Annotated in this window: 19 protein-coding genes and 1 pseudogene; 5 read left to right on the top strand and 15 right to left on the bottom strand. The window is 59.2% G+C overall.

Annotation, left to right across the window (positions count from 1 at the left end):
* Nucleotides 1-3: 3 nt before the first annotated feature.
* The 7 genes and pseudogenes from C440_RS06310 to C440_RS06285 form a co-directional block, all read right to left on the bottom strand.
* The gene (locus tag C440_RS06310; RefSeq protein WP_008319406.1) at nucleotides 4-891 is read right to left on the bottom strand and encodes a carbohydrate ABC transporter permease; all 888 of its coding nucleotides are present in this window, start codon (nucleotides 889-891) and stop codon (nucleotides 4-6) included.
* A 3-nt stretch (nucleotides 892-894) separates the two neighbouring features.
* Nucleotides 895-1,788: a carbohydrate ABC transporter permease gene (locus C440_RS06305; protein WP_008319404.1), complete on the bottom strand. Its 894-nt coding sequence runs from the start codon at nucleotides 1,786-1,788 to the stop codon at nucleotides 895-897.
* 95 nt (nucleotides 1,789-1,883) lie between these two features.
* Nucleotides 1,884-3,299: an ABC transporter substrate-binding protein gene (locus C440_RS06300; RefSeq protein WP_049915441.1), complete on the bottom strand. Its 1,416-nt coding sequence runs from the start codon at nucleotides 3,297-3,299 to the stop codon at nucleotides 1,884-1,886.
* 233 nt (nucleotides 3,300-3,532) lie between these two features.
* On the bottom strand, nucleotides 3,533-4,441 hold the full coding sequence (locus tag C440_RS06295; RefSeq protein ID WP_008319400.1) for an ABC transporter ATP-binding protein: 909 nt from the start codon (nucleotides 4,439-4,441) through the stop codon (nucleotides 3,533-3,535).
* A gap of 27 nt (nucleotides 4,442-4,468) precedes the next feature.
* Nucleotides 4,469-5,365, bottom strand: a complete 897-nt coding sequence (locus tag C440_RS06290; protein ID WP_049915439.1) for an ABC transporter permease — start codon at nucleotides 5,363-5,365, stop codon at nucleotides 4,469-4,471.
* A gap of 183 nt (nucleotides 5,366-5,548) precedes the next feature.
* A pseudogene (locus C440_RS17060) lies at nucleotides 5,549-5,683 on the bottom strand (IS6 family transposase); the annotation flags it as partial.
* Nucleotides 5,684-6,301: 618 nt separating this feature from the next.
* A complete protein-coding gene (locus C440_RS06285; protein ID WP_008319396.1) occupies nucleotides 6,302-7,432 on the bottom strand; it encodes an ABC transporter ATP-binding protein in 1,131 nt (376 codons plus the stop codon).
* Between the two features lie 171 nt (nucleotides 7,433-7,603).
* Here C440_RS06285 and C440_RS06280 point away from each other — a divergent pair, with 171 nt between their 5' ends.
* From C440_RS06280 to C440_RS06270, 3 genes are all read left to right on the top strand, one after another.
* Nucleotides 7,604-8,830: an aminotransferase class V-fold PLP-dependent enzyme gene (locus C440_RS06280; protein ID WP_049915436.1), complete on the top strand. Its 1,227-nt coding sequence runs from the start codon at nucleotides 7,604-7,606 to the stop codon at nucleotides 8,828-8,830.
* A gap of 49 nt (nucleotides 8,831-8,879) precedes the next feature.
* Nucleotides 8,880-9,587, top strand: coding sequence for a PIG-L deacetylase family protein (locus tag C440_RS06275; RefSeq protein WP_008319393.1), 708 nt, complete (start codon nucleotides 8,880-8,882; stop codon nucleotides 9,585-9,587).
* A 72-nt stretch (nucleotides 9,588-9,659) separates the two neighbouring features.
* A complete protein-coding gene (locus C440_RS06270; RefSeq protein WP_008319391.1) occupies nucleotides 9,660-10,034 on the top strand; it encodes a Rid family detoxifying hydrolase in 375 nt (124 codons plus the stop codon).
* Between the two features lie 149 nt (nucleotides 10,035-10,183).
* On the opposite strand, the gene nagZ is transcribed toward C440_RS06270, so the two are convergent.
* The 4 genes from nagZ to C440_RS06250 form a co-directional block, all read right to left on the bottom strand.
* On the bottom strand, nucleotides 10,184-11,773 hold the full coding sequence (nagZ, locus tag C440_RS06265; RefSeq protein ID WP_008319389.1) for a beta-N-acetylhexosaminidase: 1,590 nt from the start codon (nucleotides 11,771-11,773) through the stop codon (nucleotides 10,184-10,186).
* Between the two features lie 161 nt (nucleotides 11,774-11,934).
* Nucleotides 11,935-12,846 carry a carbohydrate ABC transporter permease gene (locus tag C440_RS06260; protein WP_008319387.1) on the bottom strand — a complete coding sequence of 304 codons (912 nt, stop codon included), beginning with the start codon at nucleotides 12,844-12,846 and terminating at the stop codon, nucleotides 11,935-11,937.
* A gap of 1 nt (nucleotide 12,847) precedes the next feature.
* Entirely contained in the window at nucleotides 12,848-13,825 is a 978-nt protein-coding gene (locus tag C440_RS06255) for a carbohydrate ABC transporter permease (protein ID WP_049915432.1), read from the bottom strand.
* Nucleotides 13,826-13,945: 120 nt separating this feature from the next.
* Nucleotides 13,946-15,262, bottom strand: coding sequence for an extracellular solute-binding protein (locus tag C440_RS06250; protein WP_008319383.1), 1,317 nt, complete (start codon nucleotides 15,260-15,262; stop codon nucleotides 13,946-13,948).
* 150 nt (nucleotides 15,263-15,412) lie between these two features.
* Here C440_RS06250 and dgoD point away from each other — a divergent pair, with 150 nt between their 5' ends.
* On the top strand, nucleotides 15,413-16,564 hold the full coding sequence (gene dgoD, locus C440_RS06245) for a galactonate dehydratase (RefSeq protein WP_008319381.1): 1,152 nt from the start codon (nucleotides 15,413-15,415) through the stop codon (nucleotides 16,562-16,564).
* A gap of 47 nt (nucleotides 16,565-16,611) precedes the next feature.
* Nucleotides 16,612-17,355, top strand: coding sequence for an IclR family transcriptional regulator (locus C440_RS06240; RefSeq protein ID WP_049915430.1), 744 nt, complete (start codon nucleotides 16,612-16,614; stop codon nucleotides 17,353-17,355).
* Between the two features lie 18 nt (nucleotides 17,356-17,373).
* Here C440_RS06240 and C440_RS06235 read toward each other — a convergent pair whose 3' ends face one another.
* The 4 genes from C440_RS06235 to C440_RS06220 form a co-directional block, all read right to left on the bottom strand.
* Complete coding sequence (locus C440_RS06235) at nucleotides 17,374-18,444, bottom strand: glucose 1-dehydrogenase (RefSeq protein WP_008319378.1); 1,071 nt, start codon at nucleotides 18,442-18,444, stop codon at nucleotides 17,374-17,376.
* A gap of 355 nt (nucleotides 18,445-18,799) precedes the next feature.
* Entirely contained in the window at nucleotides 18,800-20,224 is a 1,425-nt protein-coding gene (locus tag C440_RS06230) for a PKD domain-containing protein (protein ID WP_008319376.1), read from the bottom strand.
* Nucleotides 20,221-21,663, bottom strand: coding sequence for a PKD domain-containing protein (locus C440_RS06225; protein WP_008319373.1), 1,443 nt, complete (start codon nucleotides 21,661-21,663; stop codon nucleotides 20,221-20,223). The genes C440_RS06230 and C440_RS06225 overlap by 4 nt, the downstream gene beginning before the upstream one ends.
* Nucleotides 21,660-23,363 (bottom strand): glycosyl hydrolase family 18 protein, encoded by a 1,704-nt coding sequence (locus tag C440_RS06220; RefSeq protein WP_008319371.1) that lies wholly within the window; start codon nucleotides 23,361-23,363, stop codon nucleotides 21,660-21,662. Before C440_RS06220 ends, C440_RS06225 begins: the two co-directional genes overlap by 4 nt.
* Nucleotides 23,364-23,410 lie beyond the last annotated feature (47 nt).

The raw sequence follows: 23,410 nt of genomic DNA, 5'->3' as shown, positions 1-23,410 counted from the left end.
GCGTTATTTTTGTTGAATCGCAAATGTTTCGAGGAGCGGTCGGTGCAGGACGATGAGAACGAAAAGCGGCGGAAGCAGTGCAATTACTGCGCCGGCCATGATGAGTCCCCACTCCGTGAGTCCGGATTGGCTCGCGCCTTGCAGGAACTTGATGCCGACTTGGATGACCTGTTTCGACTGGTCGCTCACGACGATGAGCGGCCAGAGATACTGATTCCACGCGTAGATGAACGTAATCACGGAGACGCCCGCAATCATTCCCTTCGACATGGGAATCAGCACCTGCACGAGGAAGGCGAGCGGTCCGACGCCGTCGAGTCGGGCGTTTTCGACCAGCGACTCGGGAATCGACGTGAAGTGTTGTCGAAAGAGGAAGACCGCCGTCGCACTCGCAATATAGGGACCGGTAATCGCCAACAGGGAGTTCGCCCAGCCGAGGTCGGCCATCAACTGGAACAGCGGGACGATTCGAACCGGGACGGGAACTAACAGGGTCAACAGGATGAACGTGAAGACGGCGCGCTCGTACGGGAACCGATAGTACACGAGCGCGAGCGCCGCGAGAAGCGAGAGCGTGACCTTCCCGACGACGATGACGACCGACATCACGACCGAGTTCACCATGTACTGCATGAGGTTATACTCGGTCAGTGCCGTCTCGTAGTTCGACAGCCCGGCGCTCCCGACGCCGAGATTCGTCACCTCGTAGATTTCGGTCGTCGATTGTGTGCTCATGATGACCGCGAGGATGAGCGGGAGACCGACGAGGAAAATCGACCCGACGAGCGCGAGATGGACGAACAGGTCACCCTCGAAGCGCGCCGAAAGCGACGACCGCTGTGTCTCTTGGGTGGGTTCGGTGTGTTGTGTGGATTCTGTCTGTGTTGCCATGTGTTAGGCCCCGTAGTGTGCGTGCCGGTCGGAAAACCGGAGTTGGACGTACATCAGAAGCGACACGATACCGAACAGAATCATCGACTCGGCGGACGCTTGTCCGAGACTGCTGAACTCGAAGGCGTCGCGGTACAGTTTGAAGATGAGTAGGTTCGTGGCGTTGTTCGGTCCCCCGCTGGTCATGAGATCGACGAGCGGGAACGCCCCGAAGAACGCGTAGATGGTGTTCATCACGACGAGAAACGTCAGCGTCGGCGAGATGAGCGGGATATACACGCGGTACAGCATCGTGAGTCGCCCGACGCCGTCGAGTTGCGCTGATTCGGTGAGCGTCTCGGGTATGTTGTTCAGTGCGGCGACGAGGAAGATGATGTTGTAGCCGAGTTGCTTCCACACCGCGACGACGACGAGGACGAAAAACGCCAGCGGGCCGCTCGTAAACCAGTCGAACGTGAGACCGGTCAGCGCTTCGAGATAGTGGGTGATGATTCCGAGTGTGGGGTGCAACATGAAGAGGAGAATCGTCCCTGCGACGGCGGTCGGAAGTGCGTACGGCCAGATGGCCGCCAGCAGATAACCCGACGCGCCAGCTTTCACTTCGAACAAGAGATACGAGATGAAAAGCGAGGCGACGAGCGCACCGACGACGACGGCGGCCGCGAAGAGGAACGAGACGAGAATGCTCTTTTGGTACTCTGCGGACGTTGCGAGGGCGACGTAGTTGTCGAGACCGACGAACTGCTGTTTGGTTCCAAGAAGTAACGTTTGGAAGAAGCTCAGCCGGAGCGTCTCGACGGCCGGATAGTACAGAAAGGCGACGAGGACGACCAGCGTCGGAACCAACAGCAGGCCGGCTTGGGTCGCTGAGGTGTATGGTTTGGTGAAATCGCTCATAACGGACGTGGTGATACCGCGGTTGTGTTGGTATACGGTCGAACTGCGATGGTGGTCGAAAGCGATGCGTGGTCGAATCGCGCCGTGCGACCCGCTCAGTTGACTTTCTTGTTGTAGCTGGTGAGGGCGTCTTCGACCTGTGAGTCGATGGTCGCTAACCCGTCGCTGACGCTCTGATTCGAGTTCTGAATCATATTGACGTACCCCTCCTCGACGGTCGTACGGACCTTCGTGAACGTCCCCATGAGCGCACCGCGGGTCGCCGGCGAGTCCTTCGTCTCGCGGAGTTGGTCGATAGCGGTCCGGAAGTTGGGGTTTTCCTCGTAGAAGCCGTCGTCTTCGAGTTGCGAAATCGCCTCTTTGCGGACGGGGAAGTAGCCCGTGTTCGTGTGCCAGCGCTTCTGCTGTTCGGGCTTGGTTAGCCACGCGAGGAACTCTCCGGCGGCGGCTTTCTTTTCGTCCGAGACGCTCTTTGGTGCCCACAGCGACGCGCCGCCGATGACGACGCCTTGGCGCTTGCCGCCCGGGGTCGGAAGTCGCATCGTACCGAGCTCGAACCCGTTTTTCTTCGCACCGTCCGTCATCGGCGCGATACTCGACGTCGAATACCCGAGCATGCCCGTCTTCTGCGTCAGGAACGCTTGTTGTGCTTCGGACCACGCCTCGATGCCAGGGTTGAGATATTGCCCCTTTTCGTAGAGGTCCGTCCACCAGTCGAAGATGTTCTTCGAGGCATCGCTCTCGAAGTGTGCTTCCGTCGCTCGGCCGTCACGGCCGTTGTTGTTGTTTACGAACGGCTGGTTCTGTTCGGCGAACCACTGTTCGACGAACCACGAGTGGTTCGGCCACGTCGTTCCTTTATCGACCACACCGGCGTCGGTCAGTTCGATGGATGCGTCCATCACGCCTTGGTAGGTCGTCGGTGGACTTTCGGGGTCCAGACCTGCCTCTTCGAAGGCGTTTTTGTTGTAGTAGAAGATGGCGTTCGAGGAGTTGAACGGCATCGAGTGGAGCTTTCCGTCGATTCGGTAGTAGTTCAAAACCGAGTCGAGGTAGTTGTCGAAATCCACCTTGTCCTCGGGGATGATATCCTCGATGGGAGCGAAAACGCCGCTGTCGATTGCGAGTTGCGTCCCGATTTCGAAGATTTGCGAAATCGCCGGTGGGTTACCGGCCTGTACTGCCGACGTTGTCGCGTTCAGCGTCTCTCGGTAGCTTCCTTTCTGTGTCGCTTCGACGCTGATACCGTCGGCTTGCTGTTCGAACTCGTTTGCGAGTGAGTCGATTAGCTTCCCGATGTCACCGCCCATCGCGTGCCAGAATTTGATGGTCGTCGTTCCGGAACTTCCCGACCCGGCGGTTGTTCCCGTCTCAGTCGAACCGCCCGAACCACTCTCCCCGCCGGAATCTTGCGTCTGTTCTTGTCCTCCCTGCGAACAACCGGCCAGTCCCGCAATGCCAGCGGCACCGACGGTTCTGATGAATGTACGGCGTGTATTTCGATTTGTCATCCGACACCGGCCGGTCATTGGCACTAAATTTAATTCTTTTGAACATATCAATAAGATGTGGGATTGTGGCCACAATAGTATAACGTAGTAGTGGATATCCCTCTAGACATATGTTCCGTAGTACTGTTACAACGACCGAGGTGAGAAATCGCAGTAACAGAGAGTCTCACACATATGTCTAAATCATTAGGTGTATTTGGATTTATATTAGCGTGGTTTTGATTCTGTCTTTGTCATCTGTCGCCAGTGTAGGCAGTGAAAATTTCCTCAACAGACGGTTCCCGAACTGAGAACGTCTCAACTGTTCCCCCGGCCGATTCAATCGTTGCGAGGACGTCAATCCGTGCAGTGTCATCGCGCACTTGAACGTCGATCCTGTTGTCTGCTGTAGTGGTCCCGGTGACGCTATCGAGAGAGTCAACTGCATCAACAAGGCGCTTAGACAAGTCGGAAACAACAAACGAGACGGTTGCTTCAACACCTGCGTCCGATCGCAACTCATCTATACGGCCTTCAGAAATCAGGTGACCGTCATGAAGAATCCCGATCCGGTCGCATATCATCTCTACTTGTCCTAGAACGTGGCTGGAAAAGAATATCGTCACCCCACGTTCGTTTTCCTCGTTTACCAGATCGCGGATCGCACGTGCACCGTGCGGATCTAGCCCGGTGAATGGCTCGTCAAGAATCAACAATTCTGGACTACCGACAAGCGCCATTGCAAGCGCAAGTCGCTGTTGCATTCCTCGTGAGTACTCACCAGCTTGTTGGTCGATTGCACCTTCTAATCCGACTCGCGCAAGGAGCTTCTCTGGTGTGTCTGCAGCGCCTTTGGAATCAATAATATATTCGAGATGCTGGCGACCCGTCAGTCGGCCATAGACACTAAATCTGTCGGGGAGAATGCCGACACGTTGGTGAACGTCAACGAGGTCATCGTGCGGGTCATACCCGAGAATCTGGATATCGCCAGTCGTTGGCCGTACGTAATCCATGAGAATGTTAATCGTCGTTGACTTCCCCGCGCCATTCGGTCCAAGGAAGCCGTAGACCTCTCCGGTCTCTATCTCTAAGCTCAAGTCTTCGACAGCGGTTTCGGTTTCGTAGCGTTTCGTTAGGTCGGATATGGTGAGTGCGGGCATTGTTGGACTGAACTGTGTTCTCTGTGGTTATGCGAGGTCGGCTCGTTGGAAGACGTATCCCGAAACCAACAGTGGGACACTAATCCACAACGCGAGAATTCCAAGGGCGAGCGGTGTTGCGAGTATCGCAGATTGTGACCCATCAAAAACGAGCCCCACTACGAGAGCATTCGAAGTGATGTTCGGGAGCTGATCTGCAATAACTCCTGTAACCCACGACGCCGAATTCCCAACATCGAGGACCGAATTCGTGAGAACGTTGTACGCACCGATCGGCGTCGCGCGATGAATACTAAAGAGAAGCTCTGAGGCGGGTGGTTCGAGTGGATTGACGGGAGTGCCCGTAATGGCTGAAAAAACCTGGTAGCTAAGGAGATCGATCCAGCCGAGAATAAAGAGGATATAATATCCGAACGAAGCGGTCGCGGCTTGTAAAGATGTGTTTGCGACCGCCGAGATAGCAGTTCCGACACAGATGATGGTGAATACATAGAGAATCGATAGCAGGCTGAACAGGACGAACTGGCTCAAAGAGAAGATTCCATGTTGGATTACGCCAAGAAGTGAAACAAACACGAAAGTCACGAGAAGTGGGACACAAAGAGCGGCCGTTCGCCCAACGATTTTGCCCGTCAGAATCTCATATCGACGTTGGGGCATCCCGCTGACGAATTTGATGCTTCCAGACTCACATTCTCCGATTACAGACCGGTAGCTAACGAGTATCGCGGCAAAACCCGCGAAGAGTGTTACCGGTGTTTGGAATGCAGCAATGATTTGGTTCGGACCAAGCGCGTCAGCGACGTAGGCTGGCCCTCCGATAGAGAAGTAACTGGAGATAATGAGGACAAGACCAAACAACCGAAGCCCCTTGGACCGACTGAGGTCCGAGAACTCTTTGCGAGCTAAAGGGTACCATCGCATAGGCGAATATGTGTCTACTATCACATATTTTGTCTGGTTTATTACACTCATTAATGACAAATAGATTCGATGCCGATAGGCAACCGCTCGTACAAACATACAATTCCTATCGTGCCGACGTGCAGAAGTGATGGTTGAGCAGCGTGAACTACTCTGTTCCTCATCGTCCTCGATTGGCATTGTTCAGATTAGTTGATTCCAGTAGCATGCGAAGGCTTGCAACCATGTTTCTGCGGTGTCGGAATCAACGTGTCTGAAGTGGGTTGCGAACGATTCAGTCCGGCGTTTCAGCTCTTTGAAGACGCGTTCGACCGCATTTGTTTATATCTCCGGTGAAGGTGTGGGCCTTGTGACGGAAATCTTTGACTTCCATCTTTGTGTCGGGCCGCTCGATACGGCCCTCCGTCACGCGCTCACCTGTCGTTTCGACACATCTCCTGTCTCTCCCAGTTTTGCTCCCGTTTAAACTTACCGTGTTCTCATTTTTGCATATATACTACTATACTATCTCAGTCTAAAATCTGCTTGCGAACTTACTAATTTAGAAAATCTGAATAATTTAGATAATCTACTACTCTGTCTTTGAATATACCTGCTAGTATCGAATAGAAATACTTGTTACGTCCTGCGTGTCTAACATGTTACTTCGCAAGACTCTCAATGTAGAACCTCATACCAAATCGAATCTCGGCACCGAATTTCGATACAAACTCTCGACTTACTTTTTTATCGCTCTGGAGTATGTGGTTCTCTTCTATCTTGCATTCATTGAACAATATTATATCGCGGTATTGCCTAATATTCTGCACTTGTACGTGACTAAAACCCCGAGACGAACGGCTCATAGGACTGCCACGAGTGGGAGTGCGTAGGTTATACATAGTCCTCCGTCTACGCGCCGTCCCGCGGCAGGTGACAGCTTTCTTTGGTCTTTCCTCAGGCGTGAATGACTGGTTCTTCGTCGGCCGACTGCGAACTGTTTTTCAGCGTTTCACCTGACGCGGCGTCGAACAGGTGTAGATTCTCCTCGGGGAACTGTAGCGTGACTTCCTCACCCCGCTCGAACGTCTTTCCACCCGGAACGGCCGCGGTAAGTCGTTTGGCTCCGACGTTCAGTGTGACGTGCGACACGTCTCCGAGCGGTTCTACGAGGTGAACGTCGGCGGTAATCGGATTTTCGACGGCCGATTCATCGACGACTCGAATGTCTTCCGGTCGGATACCCATCGACACCCGACCGTGGTCGGCGATCGCTTCGGCGGTCTCGCCGGTGACGTCGTACGTGAACTCCTTGTGGACGAGTCGGTCACCTTCGGATTCGACGTTGATGAAGTTCATCGAGGGCGCACCGATGAAGCCGGCGACGAACTTGTTGGCCGGCTGGTGGTAACACTCCAGCGGCGTCCCGACTTGCTGTAGTTCTCCGTGGTTGAGGATAGCGATGCGGTCGCCCATCGTCATCGCTTCGGTCTGGTCGTGGGTGACGTAGACGGTGGTGACGTTCAGGTCGTCCTGCAACGCCTTGAGTTCGGTTCGCATCTGTGTCCGAAGCTTCGCGTCGAGGTTCGAAAGCGGTTCGTCCATCAAGAACACTTCGGGGTCACGGATGATTGCACGACCGAGCGCGACGCGCTGTTGTTGCCCGCCCGACAATTCCTTCGGATAATCGTCGAGGAGTTCCTCGATACCGAGCGACGTGGCGACGTCCTCGACTCGTTGGTTCCGTTCGTCGGCGTCGAGGTCGGTCGTCATCTTCAGACCGAAGCCGATGTTCTCACGGGTCGTCATGTGGGGATACAACGCGTAATTCTGGAACACCATCGCGATGTCGCGCTCTCGCGGCTCTAAGTCAGTTACCGACTCGTCACCGATGATGACATCCCCGTTGGTCACCGTCTCCAATCCCGCAATCATCCGAAGTGTGGTCGATTTGCCGCATCCCGAGGGTCCGACGAGGACGAGAAACTCACCATCGTGGAGTGTCAAATCGACATCGTCAACCGCAACGATGTTGTCGCCCCCTCCGGTGAACTCCTTCCGGAGGTTACGAAGCTCTAACTGTGACATGCGTTCTCCCCAACCTTTACCGTCAAACTATATAATGCTTTGTCATCACTACCCACGCGTAAGTCCCGAGAAATAGCGCTGTTGAGCCGAAGCGAACGTTTATATGCAACGCCGGTAACACAGGAAAGTATCTGGAGTCACTAACGACTCGTTCGTTTCCAGTGAGCCACAATGACAGAGCAACGTTACCGGAGTCATACAGACTCCATATACGAAGAGTTGGACGTCCCGCCAGTGGTCAACGCCGCCGGGACGAAGACACGAATCGGCGGGAGTCTCATCAGAGACGAAGCACTCGAAGCGATGAACCGTGCCGCTTCGGACTTCGTCGAACTCGGCGACCTCCAGGCGGCCGCTTCGGACCGCATCGCCGAAGTCACCGGCGCGGAAGCCGGTTACGTGACGAGCGGGGCGGCCGCTGGTCTGTGTCTTTCTGCGGCGGCGGCCATCGCCGGTCACGACGTTGCGGCGATGGATAGCCTTCCCGACACCAAGGGCATCCCGAGCGAGATACTGATGCCTCGAACCCACCGGACCGGCTACGACCACGCTCTTCGAACCGCGGGCGCGACTATCGTCGATATCGGGACGAACGACCTCCACCTCGGAACCGGCTCGACCAACGTCGAGCCGTGGGAAATCGAGTCGAACATCACCGACGAGACGGCGGCTATCGCGTACATGGAAAAGTCCTACACCAGTCCGCCGCTGGACGTTGTCGCCGACATCGCACACGACCACGACATCCCCGTCATCGTCGATGCGGCCGCCGAACTCCCGCCCCGTTCGAACTTCTCGCGGTTCGTCGAACAGGGTGCCGACCTCGTCGTGTTCAGCGGTGGGAAGGGCATTCGCGGTCCGCAGACGACCGGTATCGTCGCTGGCAAACAGGAGTACATCGAGTCGATTGCTCTCCAACACCTCGACATGCACGTCGCCGAGGCCGCGTGGTCGCCGCCGAAGCGACTCATCGACCTCGACAATTTCGCGGGCGTCCCCCGACAGGGAATCGGCCGCCCGATGAAGGTCGGAAAAGAGGAACTGGTCGGTCTCATCTACGCGCTCGATGCGTTCTTGGAGGAAGACCCGGCTGAGACCCAACGCGAGTGGCAGAGCCGCGCCGACAACATCGCGCGGGCCATCGAGGACGCCGGCTTGGCGACCCACGTCACCGGCGGGAGCGACGTCAGCGTCGCCCCCGAAGTCGTCATCGACATCGACGGCTCGTCCGATACCACCGCTATCGAACTAGTTCGCCGACTTCGTGCCGAAAATCCGCGTGTCTACCTCGGCGGCGACAAAATCGACGAGGGAGAAGTCGTTGCGAACCCGATGTGTCTCACCGACGAGGAGGCCGAGTACGTCGCCGGCCGAATCGTCGCCAACGTCGAGAACTAACAACAGAACGTAAAGTTATTTTAGTCAGTTTCTCTCACTGACAAACGCGATGGACTTGTTAGCAATAGTCGCACATCCAGACGACGCCGCAATCTTCTGTGGTGGCACGCTCGCAAAGCACGCCGCACGCGGCGACCACGTGACGGTCGCGCACATGACTCGCGGCGAGTACGGCGGTCTCGAAAGCGACACGGAAACAGAGGTTGCGACGGTCAGAAGCGAGGAATCCCGCGCCGCGGGCGACATTCTCGACGTTGACGAGGTCGAGTTCCTCGGCTTCAAAGACGGTCGCGTCCAGTACTCGCTCGAAAACCGACTCCAAATCGTGGACACGCTTCGAAAGTACGACCCCGACGTAGTCCTCACGCACTTCAAAGACGACATGCACCCGGACCACCAAGCGACCGCCCGACTCGTGACCGACGCGTACTACATGGCGTCGCTCCCGCTCGTCGAGACCGATTTCGAACCCTGCGACCCCGACAACATCTACTTCTTCGGGAAGCCCACGTCGTCGTTCGACCCCGAGACGTTCGTGGATATCTCCGGCCACCTCGATACGAAAATCGAGGCGCTCGAACAGCACGTCTCGCAGATCGAGTTCCTCGTTGACCACGGCGGTATCGACGCCGAGTTCGACAACCTCGTCGAGAGCCTTCGCGCCGAGGGGATGACGCTCGGAAAGCGCGTCGGCTGTACGGCCGCTGAGGGCTTCGCACCGCTTCACGAACAGGCTCGGGATTACCTGTCGAGCTAACGGGCGTACCGAATCCAGCACACTCGGTCCACTGAACCGACTACAACCACATCCGACTCACCAACATCCACAATGCGCGAACTCTCCACCGACGACGCACCCGCAAGTATCGGCCCCTTCTCCCAAGGTATCGAATCCGACGGCACCATCTACGTCTCCGGGCAGGGTCCTATCGACCCCGAAACCGGCGACGTAGTCAGCCAAGACGTCCGCGAACAGACGCGACAAACACTCGAAAACGTCGAGGCGGTCCTCCGCGCCGGCGACGCGTCTCTCGACGACGTCGTGAAAGCGACGGTCTTCGTCAACGACATGCGCTATTACGACCGCGTCAACGAGGTGTACGGTGAACTGCTGTCGTCTCCGTACCCCGCTCGAAGCGCGGTCGAAGTCGTGAAACTCCCCGTTGACATCAAAGTCGAAATCGAAGTGGTCGCCGAGGCGTAACCGAACCAGCATCGTCAGTCTGTTTTCTCCTCTGGATTTCGCTACAGCAATCGTATTCGTCCGGACGTTGGTTGTTATTCGCTAGTCCTTGATTGCCGTTGCCGCTTCTGGTTGCTAGTCGCTATTCGTTGATTGCTGTTCGCCAGCCACTATTCGACGCCGGGAATCGTCACTGGCAACGTCCCGGTTCCACCTTCGCCGCCGCAGAGCACGTCTGCGAGCGCTTCCAGCATCGCCGGCGAGTAGCCGTATCCCGTGACGTACGTCGAAATCTCGGGAAATGCGTTGAGGTCGTAGGGGTCGCGCACCGAGACTACGGCCAACTCGGTCGAAGCGTCGGCAATCTCGCGGACGACGCGCGCCTGTCCGATATTCGACCGCGCGTGGTACGTTGCGACGACGACCTGTTCGCCCCCGTCGAACGGGTGGTCGTACTCTTCGGCGTCCACGACGTCGTGGAAATGCACCTCGCGGTCTTCGCCGAACGCCGCCAAGAAATCGCTCGAGTCGTACCGGTCGTCTTCTGCGTCTGACTGGGCGGTCCCCGCGAAGCCGACGAGGTGAATCGGTGCCGACGGGTCGAACGGGAGCACGCCGTCACGGTCGCGGACGACGGTCACACCCGCGCTAGCGAGTTCGCGTGCGACTGTCCGCGAGTGCTCGACCGCCTCGCGCCAGTCAGCCGATGGGTCGCCTCCGCTGGCGACTCGCTTGCGTTTGTACTCTCGCACTCGCTCGAACGCGCTGTCGATGCGCGATTCGGAGAGTTCACCGGACTCGACGGCGTGGATGACGCGTTCGATGGCCTCGCGCTGGCGCTCGGGCGAGTGAGACACGAGCACCACGTCGCATCCCGCCGCAATCGATTGTACTGCGCCGTCGGCCGTGCCGACGGTGTCGGCGATGGCGTTCATCTCCAAACAGTCGGAGACGAGCAGGCCGTCGAATCCAAACTCTTCCCGGAGGATACCCGTCAGAACCTCCTTCGAGAGCGTCGCCGGGAGCGTCTCGTCGCCCGTAATCGCCGGGAAGGCGATGTGCGTCGTCATGAGCGCGTCGATACCGTCGTCGATGGCGCGGCGGAACGGGACGAACTCGACGGTCTCCAGTCGGTCTCTGTCGTGCGGAATAACTGGAAGCGACCGGTGGGAGTCGGTCTCGGTGTCGCCGTGCCCGGGGAAGTGTTTCCCGCAGGCGACGACGCCCGCTGACTGCAACCCCGACGCGAGCGCCGACCCCAACTCGCCGACGCGTTCCGGGTCGTCGCCGAACGACCGAACACCGATAACGGGATTCTCGGGGTTGTTGTTCACGTCCAACACCGGTGCGAAGTTCATCGAGATACCGAGTGACGCGAGTTCTTCACCGACGGTCTCGCCCGCCCACCTGAGTTTCGACGGGTCGCGCGTCGCCCCAAGCGCCATCTGACTGGGGAGTTGTGCGCCCCAGTCGAACCGAGAGACGACGCCCCCTTCTTGGTCGGTCGCAATGAGGAGCGGCGGTTCGCCCGCCTCGCGCGCGATGGTTTGGAGACGTTCCGAAAGCGACGCCACTTGCGACGGCGAGTCGATGTTTCGGCTGAAATAGATGATGCCACCGAGGTGGTGCGACGAAACTAACTCCGCGATGTCGTCGGTCGGTTCGCTCCCGTCGAACCCGGCGACGAACAACTGCCCGACTTTCTCTTCGAGCGGCACCGCATGGACTGGGCGCTCCGCTGTCAACACGTTGTCTGTCATTTCGACCGGACAGTCGCAGGCGACGGTCTTAGTGCTACTGTCTGACGCACACTACTGCCGCGCGTCGAACGCCGGTATCCGCGCACCGGCCGACCCACACGTGCCACGATTTGAGTCGCCGGTCGGTGCCGCGTCCGGACAAAAAAGCACCGCGAGGAGCGTTAGTGCTTGACGCTTCCCGAGGTAAGTCCCGAGACAATCGGCTTTTGGAAGAGGACGAACAGGAACAACAGCGGAATCGTCGCAACCGTCGATGCCGCCATCATCTGTCCCCAGTAGGTCTGGGTCTGCGTCTGGAACTCCTGAATACCGATTGCGAACGGCGTGACGCTGTCGGAGCCGAGCACCGACGCGAAAAGGACCTCGTTGAACGCGAGGAGGAACACGAACATCGACGTTGCGGCGATGCCCGGCGCGGCCAGCGGCATCACGACTCGGAACAGCGCGCCGAGTCGTGTACAACCGTCGATTCGTGCGGCTTCGCCGAGCGCGTTCGGAATCGTATCGAAGTATCCGCGGAGCATCCAGATTGCGAACGGGATGGTGAACGTCGAGTACAGGAAGATGAGTCCGTGGTACGTATCTTTCATCGGTAGGCCGACCCGCATCTGAATGTTGATGAAAAGCAGGTACATCGGCAGGAGGATGAGTACGCCGGGAATCATCTGCGTCCCGAGAATCGACAGTTCGAACTTCGTCTTCCCCGGGAAGTCGTACCGCGAGAACGCGTACGCGGCGAGGCTGGCGACGAGGATGGTGACGACGGTCGTCACGCTGGCAATGATGAGGCTGTTCAGGAAGTAATCGAACAGCGGGAAACGTTGCCACATCTCGAAGTAGTTCGAGATATGGAACTCGGTCGGGATGAGCGTCGGGTTCTCGGCCATCACCTGACTTCTGGATTTGAAACTGTTCATCACCATCATCCAGATGGGAAACAGCGCGAAAAGCAGTATCAACCCGAGCGCGAACCGCGAGAACGTATCGACGATGAGTTCGCGGCCGTCGGTCGTCAGTCGGAACGAGTCGGGAATCTGGCCGCCTTCGTCTTCGGTTCGGAGCGCGCCCCACATCTCAGATGGCACCTCCTTCGAACTCGCCGCCGATAACGCGCTTGTAGTAGATGTACGCGAGTATCATCGCCACGATGAACAGGATGGTACTCATCGCCGCGCCGAGACCGAACGACCAGTTGGAGAACGCGTAGTTATAGATGAACAACATGAGAACCTTCCCGGAGTCACTCGGACTCGCACCGAGTAACACGTACGGGACGGTGAAGTTGATGAGCGTCCAGACGACCATCAGGAGAACGATGACGACTGAGACGGGTTTCAATTGGGGCATCGTGATGTACCGGAACTTCCCCCACCGACCCGCGCCGTCGGTTTCGGCGGCCTCGTAGAGGTGTTCCGGAATCGACTGCAAGCCCGCGTAGAGCATAATCGCCGCCCACGGGAAGTTCTGCCACGTCCAGACGGCGGTGATTGCGAATATCGACCGCGGACCGATGAGCCAGAAGAACGACCCGTCGATGAGTCCGACCGACCGGAGGATGTGATTGATCATCCCCGTGTCGGTGCGGAACATCATCTGCCACGTCAGGACGGTCACGACCGCGGGCGCAATCCACGGAACCAACACGAGCGTTCGAGCGGCGAGTTTCCCCCTGAAGTCTCTGTTCAAGAGGAGCGCCGTCGCCAACCCGAGCGTGTAAATCCCCACGACCGACGCGACGGTGAAGATGAGCGTCTGTCGGAGCGACGTCCAGAACTCAGCGCCGACGATGCTGTTCGGATTGAATATCTTCGCGTAGTTCTCCAACCCGACTATCGGTGCGTTCCACCAGTTCGACACGTAGGCCGCGTCGAGTTCGACGAAGCTGATGTAGAAGCCCCATATGATGGGCAGAAAGTGGATGAGTCCCATCATCAAAAACGCCGGGAGGAGGAGTTTGTATGCGAATAATGTGTCGTCGCTGGTTCTGGGTAGCCGAACTTGTACCCAGTTCGGGACGGCTCTCGTGATACCGCTTTTGGCACGTTCTAACATGTGTCATCACTTCTCAACTGTCTCATATATATGTTCTCAAATTCTGGAGGGTAACCGTGTGTCTGACGCTGTCCGTCGAGACTCGTTTTCGGGGACGCTGTCGTTTCGTCGTTCTCGTCGTCAGTTCTCGCTGAGGACGTTGTTCGCCTGCTTGACCGCTTTGTCGAGGGCGGCTTTCGTGTCGCCTTCGCTCCAGTCGCCGCTGACGCCCTTCGTGAGAACGTCCGTGACGGCGTTTTTGAGCGTCCCTTCGACTTCACCCCAGCCGACAATCTGCGGGAACGTCTTTGCGCCCGGCAGAACGTTGTCGGCGAACGTTTGGTACAGCGGGCCGGAGAACTGTTCTTGGTCGAAGCCGCTTTTGATGGTCGGCAGGAAGCCGGTCATCGAGGCGATGTCGGCGTTGACCGCTGGCCTCATCAGGTACTTGAGCCACTTGGCCGCCGCGTCGGGGTAGTCCGTCCACGGGTGGATGCCAACGAGGTTGACGCCGTAGAACGTCGCAGACTGGCCGTTCGGACCCGCCGGTGGCTTGTACACCGCCATCGAGTCGCGCGTCGCGTCGCCCTCGGAGACGACTTTATCGACCGTGTTGAGCGAACTCCACGTCCCAGCGATGCGCTTGTTGATGAAGGCGCTGTCGCGGGCGGGACCGTCCCACTCGGCGGACGCCTTCGGCGCAACTTCGTGTTTCGTCGCCAGGTCCTTGTAGAAGTTGAGCGCCTCGACGGCGTTTTCGGTGTTAAACGTCGCTTCAGATTCATCGTCAGAGAGAAGCTTTCCGCCGGACTGCCACAGGAACATGGCGTAATACTGGGTGACGGCGTAGTTGTTCGCACCCGGCAGGCCGAACAGATGCTTCTCGGGGAACGTCTCTTTGAACTGTTTGCTGTGTTCGATGAGGTCGTCCCACGACGTTGGTTGCTCTTCGATTCCCGCTTCGTCGAGCATGCCTTGGTGGACGAGGTGCCCACGCGGACCCCAGAACCACGGGAATCCAGCGGTGATTCCGTCGTGTTTTGCGACGTTCGTCGGTTGGTCGTAGACGCCGTCGAGGCTGATACCGAGTTCGTCGAGGTCCATCCACGCGTCCGATTGAATCTGCTGAGGCATCCACGTCGATGCAATTTCCTCGACGTCGGGACCGTCTCGGCTGGTGATGCTGTTGAGTTGCTTTTGCTTTGCGTTGCCCCAGCCCATCGTATCGATTTCGACGGCGATACCCGTCTCTTCTTCGAACTTCGCGGCGTGTTTCTCGTAGAACTTCTCGACGCCGTTTGTTGCGAAGTGACGGGCTTGGAGCGTGATGTCCTGTTCCGTTTGGTTGGTCGTACTGCTAAACTGCCCGAGACAACCCGCTAACCCAGTTGCCGTCGCCGCACCGGCACCTGCGAGGAGTTGCCTCCGGGATACACTACGCTTACTAGTGTCTTCCATGAGACAGTACCACTATAGAAATACCACTATTTATAATTCATTGTTGTGTGTGGACGTGGTCCACGAGTTTATAACAGCTAGTCTACAAATTATCGGCCAACTGCGCCGCCACCACGACAAGTTATTACAGCATGGTCGAAATGTCGAATCATGAAAATCACCGGGTACGACCTCTACGAACTCCCTCCGCGCTGGTTATTCCTCAAGATAGAGACTGACGACGGACTCGTCGGCTGGGGCGAACCAATCGTCGAAGGCCGCGCGAAAACGGTAAAGACGGCCGTCTCGGAGATGCTCGACGGCTATCTCGTCGGGAAGGACCCGCTTCGCATCGAAGACCACTGGCAGGCGTTGTATCGAAGCGGCTTCTACCGCGGCGGACCGATTCTCATGAGCGCAATCGCGGGTATCAACCAGGCGCTATGGGACATCAAAGGCAAGCACTACGACGCACCCGTCTACGAACTCCTCGGTGGCAAGAGCCGGGACAAAATCAGGGTGTATCAGTGGGTCGGGGGGGACCGCCCCACCGACGTTATCGAGGAGGCACACCGTCTCGTCGATACGGGGTACACCGCGTTGAAGATGGACGCGACGAACCAGACGCGACACATCGAGACGGCCGCCTCGATAGAGCGAGTCGTCGAGCGGATTCGAAAAGTCCGCGAGGCGGTGGATAACGCGGTCGATATCGGCGTCGATTTCCGCGGTCGCGTCTCGAAGTCGATGGCGAAGACGCTCACGAACCGCCTTTCAGACCTCAACCTCATGTTCGCCGAGGAGCCAGTTCTCCCGGAGAACGTCGAACACCTCCCGGCAATCGCAAACCAGACCCAAATCCCGATTGCGGCGGGCGAGCGACTCTACTCGCGCTGGGATTTCAAACAGCTCTTCGGCGGCGGCGCTATCGACCTGATTCAACCCGTCGTCTCCCACGCCGGCGGTATCTCGGAGATGGTCAAACTCGCAACGATGGCCGAGGCGTACGACGTCGGCGTCGCACCGAACTGCCCGCTCGGCCCGATTGCGCTCGCGGCCTCCTTGCAGGTCGATACGCACATCCCGAACCTCGTCGTGCAGGACCACGGATTCGACATCCACTCACCCGACCTCGGGCCCGCGTACGACTACCTCGCGGACGCCGAAGTCTTCAGTTTCAACGATGGATACCTCGACACGCTCGACGACCCGGGACTCGGCATCACCATCGACGAGGAAACCGTCGAAGCGCGTTCCGAAGCACACGTCGAGTGGCACAATCCGACGTGGCGAAACGAAGACGGAAGCATCACTGACTGGTAGGCATCCCGCCACGAAACCGTTAAACCGCTCTTGTCCAACCTCGTGATATGACAGACCGGACTCGGATGCCGACGCTCTCCGCGCCGAAAAAGACGTTCGCCCTCGTCGAGGAGATGGCGGACTGCGACGGACCGGTCCGCGTCTCGGACCTCGCCGAGAAACTCGGGTACACCCGGAGTACGACCTACAAGCACCTCGCAACGTTGCGTGAACTCGGGTACGTCAGAAAAACCGGCGTGGAGTACTCGCTGTCGTATCGGTTCGTCTTGTTGGGAACTCGAATTCGCGGTCGTTCACCGCTCTACCGCGCCTCTAACGAACTCATCGACCAACTCGCACAGACGACGAACGAGACGGCCGGACTCTTCGTCAAACAGGGGTCGTACGGCGTCAACCTCTACCAATCGACCAGCGACCGCTCGGAGACGATCGAAATCGACCACTATCTCCACCGCACCGCACCGGGAAAGGCCATCCTCGCACATCTCTCGGACGACCGCGTCAGCGACATCATCGACGTCGCCGGGCTTCCCGCGCGCACGGACAATACGATTACCGAATCCGACTTGCTCGCAGACGAGTTGGCGAACATCCGCGAGCGCGGTATCGCCATCGAGCGAGGCGAACAACACCCTGAGCAGAACGGCGTCGCGATCGCTTTCGAATACGAAGACGAGATTGCCGCCGTGTACGTCGTCGGACGTGCTGACCGACTCAGTAGCAAACGACTCGAAGAAAACATCCCCGGGATGGTCCTCGGCACCGTCCGACGGACCAAGGAGCTACTCTGAGCCTCGAATACGCGTTGATTACCGCTCTGCCGGCGGCGCGAACTCGACGGCCGTCTTGATCTGTTCTTTGTTTCGCTCGAACGCGGCCGCTGGGTCTTCTGCGGGAACGACTTCGGTAACGATGTCCTCGATGAACCAGTCCGGAAGCGACGACACCGTGTCGATAGCCATCTCGAAGTGCGGAATGTGGGAGTTGACGCTCCCGACGAGGGCCTTGTTCTGGAGTACCATCTCGCGGTGGAGTCTCCCGCCTTCGACGTCGAACGACCAGTCGGCGGGAACGCCGAGAAGCGCGCCCACTCCGTTCGGCGCGAGCGCATCGACGACTTCGAACGCGTGTTTCGCGTAGCCGGTCGCCTCGACGGCGATATCGACGTGGCCGTACTCGTCCGGAATCTCGGGGACCGGCGTCTCGCGCGAATCGACGTAGGTCGCACCGAGTTTCTCGATGATGTCGATACTCGGGTCCGGCCGGTCACGACGCCCGAGGCAGTAGAGTTCGTCCACATCGTCAGCGAGACGCGCTAGCGTCAACAGTCCGAGCGGGCCGTTTCCGAGCACGAGCGCCGATTCCGGCTCCCACGTGAACGCCGACCGGGTTGCGAACGCGTGCTCGATGGCTTTCTCTGCGTTGCTCATTGGCTCGACGAGGAACCCGTTGGACGCAAGCGACGACGGAAGCTTGACGAGGAACTCTGCCGGACTCGTGAAGTACTCGGACATGTAGCCGTGAGCGTCCACGATACCGCGTTCGAGATACTTCCCGGCGGGTGCCATATCCGGCTCGCCGCGTTCGAAGTATTCGTTCGTCTCGCCGGGCGGTCGTCGGACCGTCGGGATGACGAGGTCACCCTCGTCGAATCCCGTCGTGGTCGGGTCAACGACGACGCCGATGGCTTCGTGCCCGAGAATCTGATAGCCGTCGCCCGGCGGGAAGCCGCCGTGGGTTCCCTTGATGACCTCGTGGTCGGTCCCGTCGACGCCGACTCTGAGCGTCTTGATGAGAACGTCGCCGTCTTGTGGCTCGGGCGTCGGCACGTCGATAACTCGCGGTGACTCTTCGCCGCGGTGGACGGCTATCGCGCGCATTGTTCGCTCACCCGTTCGGTTCGACCGTCTGGCACGTCGCTGACTCCGACATCCGATCTGTTCGTCCGCGTGTGACGCTTCCGGTGTCGTGACGCGGCGTCACCGACACAGAAACCGCTCGGTAACTCGTTCATCATCGCACACAACAGTGGGTTGGATGAAATACCTTCGGGTAACCGGGAGATTCGCCCACGCGAAGAAGTGTGACGGCCGGAACGGACTCCGGCGAGTTAGTCGTCAGATACGCAATCGCTCGACGATGCGCCGAAACGGGGAGACGCCGTGAGTCGGATTCGAAGTCAGAGCCGAAACCGGAAACGGGGTCCGAGGTTGACTCCGAGTTCGACTCGGGTCGTTACTCGCTCGTGAACGGAGCGAAGATGGACGAGAACTCGTACGGCGTTTGGTCGATACCGCTTTTGATGGGTGAGACCTCACCGGACCCGGTGCCGTTGTCTCGGTCGATAGACCAGAACGAAAGCAGACCGATGTCGTTGTCCTGTGCGAACGCGACCACCTGTTTGGCGTCCGACTGCGTGAACTTCCCGCCGACGTTATTCACACCGATCATCGGCGTGATACCGACCATGCTCCAGCGCTCTGTGGCCGACTTGTTGGGGAAGAGGCTCCCGAGGTCGTCGTGGAGGTTGCTCGCCGACTGGGTCACGATGTCTCCGGTCGGTTCGACCCACCCGTAGTTCATCGTCATGATGTTCACCGTATCGATGGTGACTCCCTTGTCGATGGCGTCTTGGAGCACGTCTTTGCCCTGTGCGGTCAGTCCCTTCGTTGACGTGGGAAGCGTAAAGGAGATGCTGACCTCGGGGCGGCGCTCTTGGAGCGTCGCAAGCGCCTCGTTTCGGCGCTTGACCGTGTCCATGGCGAACGCCTCCTCGTCGATGTCGAGGTGCGTCGCGCCGTACGCATCGACGACCGCCTCGAAGCGGTCTGCGAGAACCGCCGGGTCGTCGGTGCCGTCTGCGAGATACGGACCTGCCGCGCCGCCGAAGGCGATGATGACCTCGCCGCCGGCCGCGTGGAGGTCGTCGATGTAGCCGCCGACGGGCGACTCGCCGACGAGTTGGTTCGCGTCGCCGTCCCACGCCGGTTCTCCGTTCGGACCCGCGAGTACGAACGCGAGGTGGAAGTAGTTCGTTCCCGCCTCCGACGCGTGGTCTATCGGTTCCGTCCCCGAGTTCGTGGAAACGTGGTCGTAGGGCGCGAAGACGCTCGACGGCAGGCCGTCTGTCGGCGTCCCGCCACCGCCGCCATCGGCTGATTCGACCGTGACGGTCTGTTCTGTCGTGTTGGTCGCACCGTCTGCCCCCGTGACGGTGAGTTTGACCGCGTACGAGCCGGTCGAGTCGAACGCGTGGGAGATGGTTTTCCCGGTCGCGCTTCCGCCGTCACTGAACGACCAGTTGTAGCTCGCTATCGAACCGGTGGAGTCGCTCGCGTCGAACGAGACTGACGTTCCCGGCGTGACGGTCGCGTCGCTGACGGTAAACGCCGCCGTCAGGTCTCCGTCACCGCCACCGCCGCCATCGACGGGACCGATTTTAGTCCAGTACGCCGAACCGTCGGACGGCTGGGCGTTCCGCGAGGAGAGGTCGGCCTCCCAGATGTACCCGTCGTAGGTGACGCGGTCACCTTCCTGATACAGGGTCGATTCGTCCCACGCCGGCGGTGCGGCCGCCGCGGTCGATACTGCGCTCACGCCAGCGACTGACGTGACGAGTGCCGATACGTTCCGAAGATACGTTCGACGATGTTGTGTCATTGTTGGGTCGTAAACGGATTGAGGAGGGACGAGAACTCGAACGGTTCCTGTTCGATGAGAGTGCTCTCGTAGAGTTTGTCGCCCTCGCCGTTGTCGCGGACGAGTTCCCAAAACGAGAGCCACGGAAGGCCGTTGTTCTGTGCGAAGTCGAGCACCTGTTGTGCATCTTCTTGGTAGAACGTCCCGCCGATGTCGTTGACACCGATCATCGGCGTGAGTCCGAGCATACCCCAGCGCTCGGCGGCCGACTTGTCGGGATAGAGGTCGCCGAGTTGTGCGTGGACGTTCTCTGCCGCGCTGATGGCGTTTTCGGCGTTCGGCGCGATGTCCGCGCCGTAATCCATGGCCATGAGGTTGACCGCCTCCAGTTCGACGCCCTTGGACACGGCGTCTTCGAGCACGAACAGCACGTCGTTGGAGCCGTGGCTCGGGAGTCCGGACGGCATCACCGGGAGCGTGTACGAGACGCGCAGGTCTGGGTACTCTTCTTGCAACATGACGAGCGCCTCGTTCCGTCGCTGAATCGACTCCTCGTCGCGGCTGATGCGCGACTCCTCGTCGAAGTCGATGAACGTCAGGTCGTAGGTATCGACGACCGTCGCGTAGGCGTCTTTCAACTCGCTGGCGCTCGACAGCGACTCGGCGAGATACGTGCCGTTGAGACCGCCGAACGAGACGATAACCTCGCCGCCGTGTTGGTTCCGGAGTTCGGTCAGTTGCGTGCCGACGTCGAGCCAGTTGCTCGGTTCGCCAACCGTCTGACTCCCGGCCCACGCCGGCTCGCCGTTGTCGTCTGCGAGGACGAACGCGAGCGTGAAGTACTTCGTTCCGGCCGCTTCGACGTTGTCCGCAAGCGAGAGTTGGTCTTCCAGCATCATATCGACGTACGGCGCGAAGATGCTGTCCGGAATCGGATTCGCGGCGGGAACGCCGTCGGCATCGACCGTGAGTTGCCGTGTCGATGCTGTGGTGGTGCCGTCGGCGTCAGTGACGGTGAGTGAGATGGTGTAGTCGCCGGTTGCGTCGTAGGCGTGTGCTGTGGTCAGTCCGGTTTTCGTAGTTCCGTCGCCGAAGTCCCACTCGTAACTGTCGATGTCGCCGGTCGATGCGCTGGCGTCGCACGTGAGTTTCGCTCCGGGTTGGACGAACGTCGCACTCACGTCGAACGCGGCCGTCGGCGGGTCGCCCGCGTTCTCGGCGGGTTCGATTCCCGTCCACACGTTGGCGTCTGTGGCCGGTACGTCGCCTTTCGTCCACCACTCCGCCTCCCAGACGTAGGCGTCGTGGACGACGCGGTCGCCGTCGGTGTAGACCGTATTCGGGTCCCACTGTGGGTGGTCGGTGGCCGCCGTCGCCGACGAGACACCGACAGTGGACAGTCCGGTAACACCCGCCAGCCCCGCGACAGACCGGAGTATCGAACGTCGATTCTGTTTCATTTGTTGGCGTTGATGGTGTCGAGGAGGGTACCGTTGTAGTCCTGCGACAGTTCCCAGAACATCACGCCGCCGAGTCCGCGGGACTTTGCGAGTTTGACCTTCTCCTCGATGGATGCCGGGTCATCGTAGCTGATGAAGATGCCCTTCTCTTCGTTCCAGAGCCACGGCACCTGTCCCTGTTCGTTGACATTCTTCTGCCAGCCGTCGGCACCTTCGTAGTTGTTTTCGAGGTCGCCGTAGTCGAACGCGCCGGTGTTCGCCTGGTCGGGTCCGAGGAGGTCGTTCCACGTGCCCGGTGGGATAACCTCGTTTTGGTGCTTCGGGTCGCCCTGTTGCCAGTCGGCAAGCGAGAAGGTGTCCCAGATACCGTTTTCGACCTTACAACCGCGGCCGTAGAACGGCAGGCCGAGAACGAGGCTCGCGGGGTCTTCGACCGGTTCGCCGTAATCTTCCCACTGCATCCAATCGACCCAGTAGCCCTTGTTCTTCCAGATTTCGAGCGTCGTCTCGACGCTGTACTGTTGGGCGTCGCCCGACGGCGGGTAGTCGTTCGGCGTGCCGTATATCGGCGCGTTCAGCCCCGCGGTCTCGTGCCAGACGCCGGTGAAGTCGTACGCCATCATGTAGATTTCGTCAACGACGCGTTCGACTTCGCGGTGCTTGATGAGCGAGGCGTTCCAGTCCGACCCGCCGTTTGCGACAGAGAGGTAGTACGTCCGTCCGTCTTCTTTCTCCACGGCGTCGAGTTTGTCACGCACTGCCTGGAGCAGTTTGACGTGATTCGCCGGCCCTTCGGCACTGCCGCACTCGCAGACGCCACGGTTCGGACCGGGGTGTTCCCAGTCGATGTCGATGCCGTCGAAATCGTACTTCCGCATGAGTGAGACGGCAGTCTCCGCGAACCGGGTTCGGTTCGTCTCGTTTTTTGCGGCGTCTTCGAAGCCGGGTGAGAGCGCCCACCCACCGATAGAGAGTTTGAGCGTCGTGTCGGCGGCCGGTCCTTGCTTGAGGTCAGAGAACGACTGGAGCAGACTTTCGTGGTCTACTTCGCTGTCCGGGATGACGACACTGCCGTCCGCCTTCACGTTGAGGAACGCGTACAGAACGTCGGTTACCTTGTCGAAGGGGATGTCCTCGGGGTAGTACTGGTACTCCTCGTTGCCCTTCCAACTCGGGTAGTAGCCGACGATACTGAACTCATCGGACGGGGCGTTCTGCGAGACCGTGACCGTTCTCGTCGTCGAATCGGTTCCGTCCGCGTTGCTGATGGTCAGCGTGATTGTGTATTCGCTTTCGGAGTCGTAGGTGTGGGACGCGGTCTTTCCGGTGCCGGTCGTGCCGTCACCGAAGTCCCACTCGTAACTCGTGGGGCTTCCGCTCGACCCGCTCGCGTCGAAGACGACCTCCGACCCGGGTTCGACGTAGCCGTCGCTCGCAGTGAACGATGCCTTCAGGCCGCCGCCACCGCCGGCCTCGCCGATCTGTTTCCACATGTTGGCGTCGGTGGTCGGCTCGTCGCCTTTCGTCCACCACTTCGCCTCCCACACGTAGTCGTTGTGGGTGACGCGGTCGCCGCCTTCGTACGCGACGTCTGGTTGCCACGCTGGCGGCGTCTCTGCCGATGCGGTTGCGCTCGCGCCCGAGAGGAGTGCGAGGAGGCCTGACGTATTCCGTAGGTAGTTCCGTCTGCTCTGTTTCATGGTTGAACGTCGCCCTCGTCAGCGGGTCGTATCCCAGCAGAGGCCAC

The organism is Haloferax mucosum ATCC BAA-1512, from assembly GCF_000337815.1.
In the GTDB taxonomy this organism is placed as follows: domain Archaea; phylum Halobacteriota; class Halobacteria; order Halobacteriales; family Haloferacaceae; genus Haloferax; species Haloferax mucosum.
Note: the sequence above shows the minus strand (reverse complement) of the source record. Positions and strands in the feature narration are given on the sequence as shown.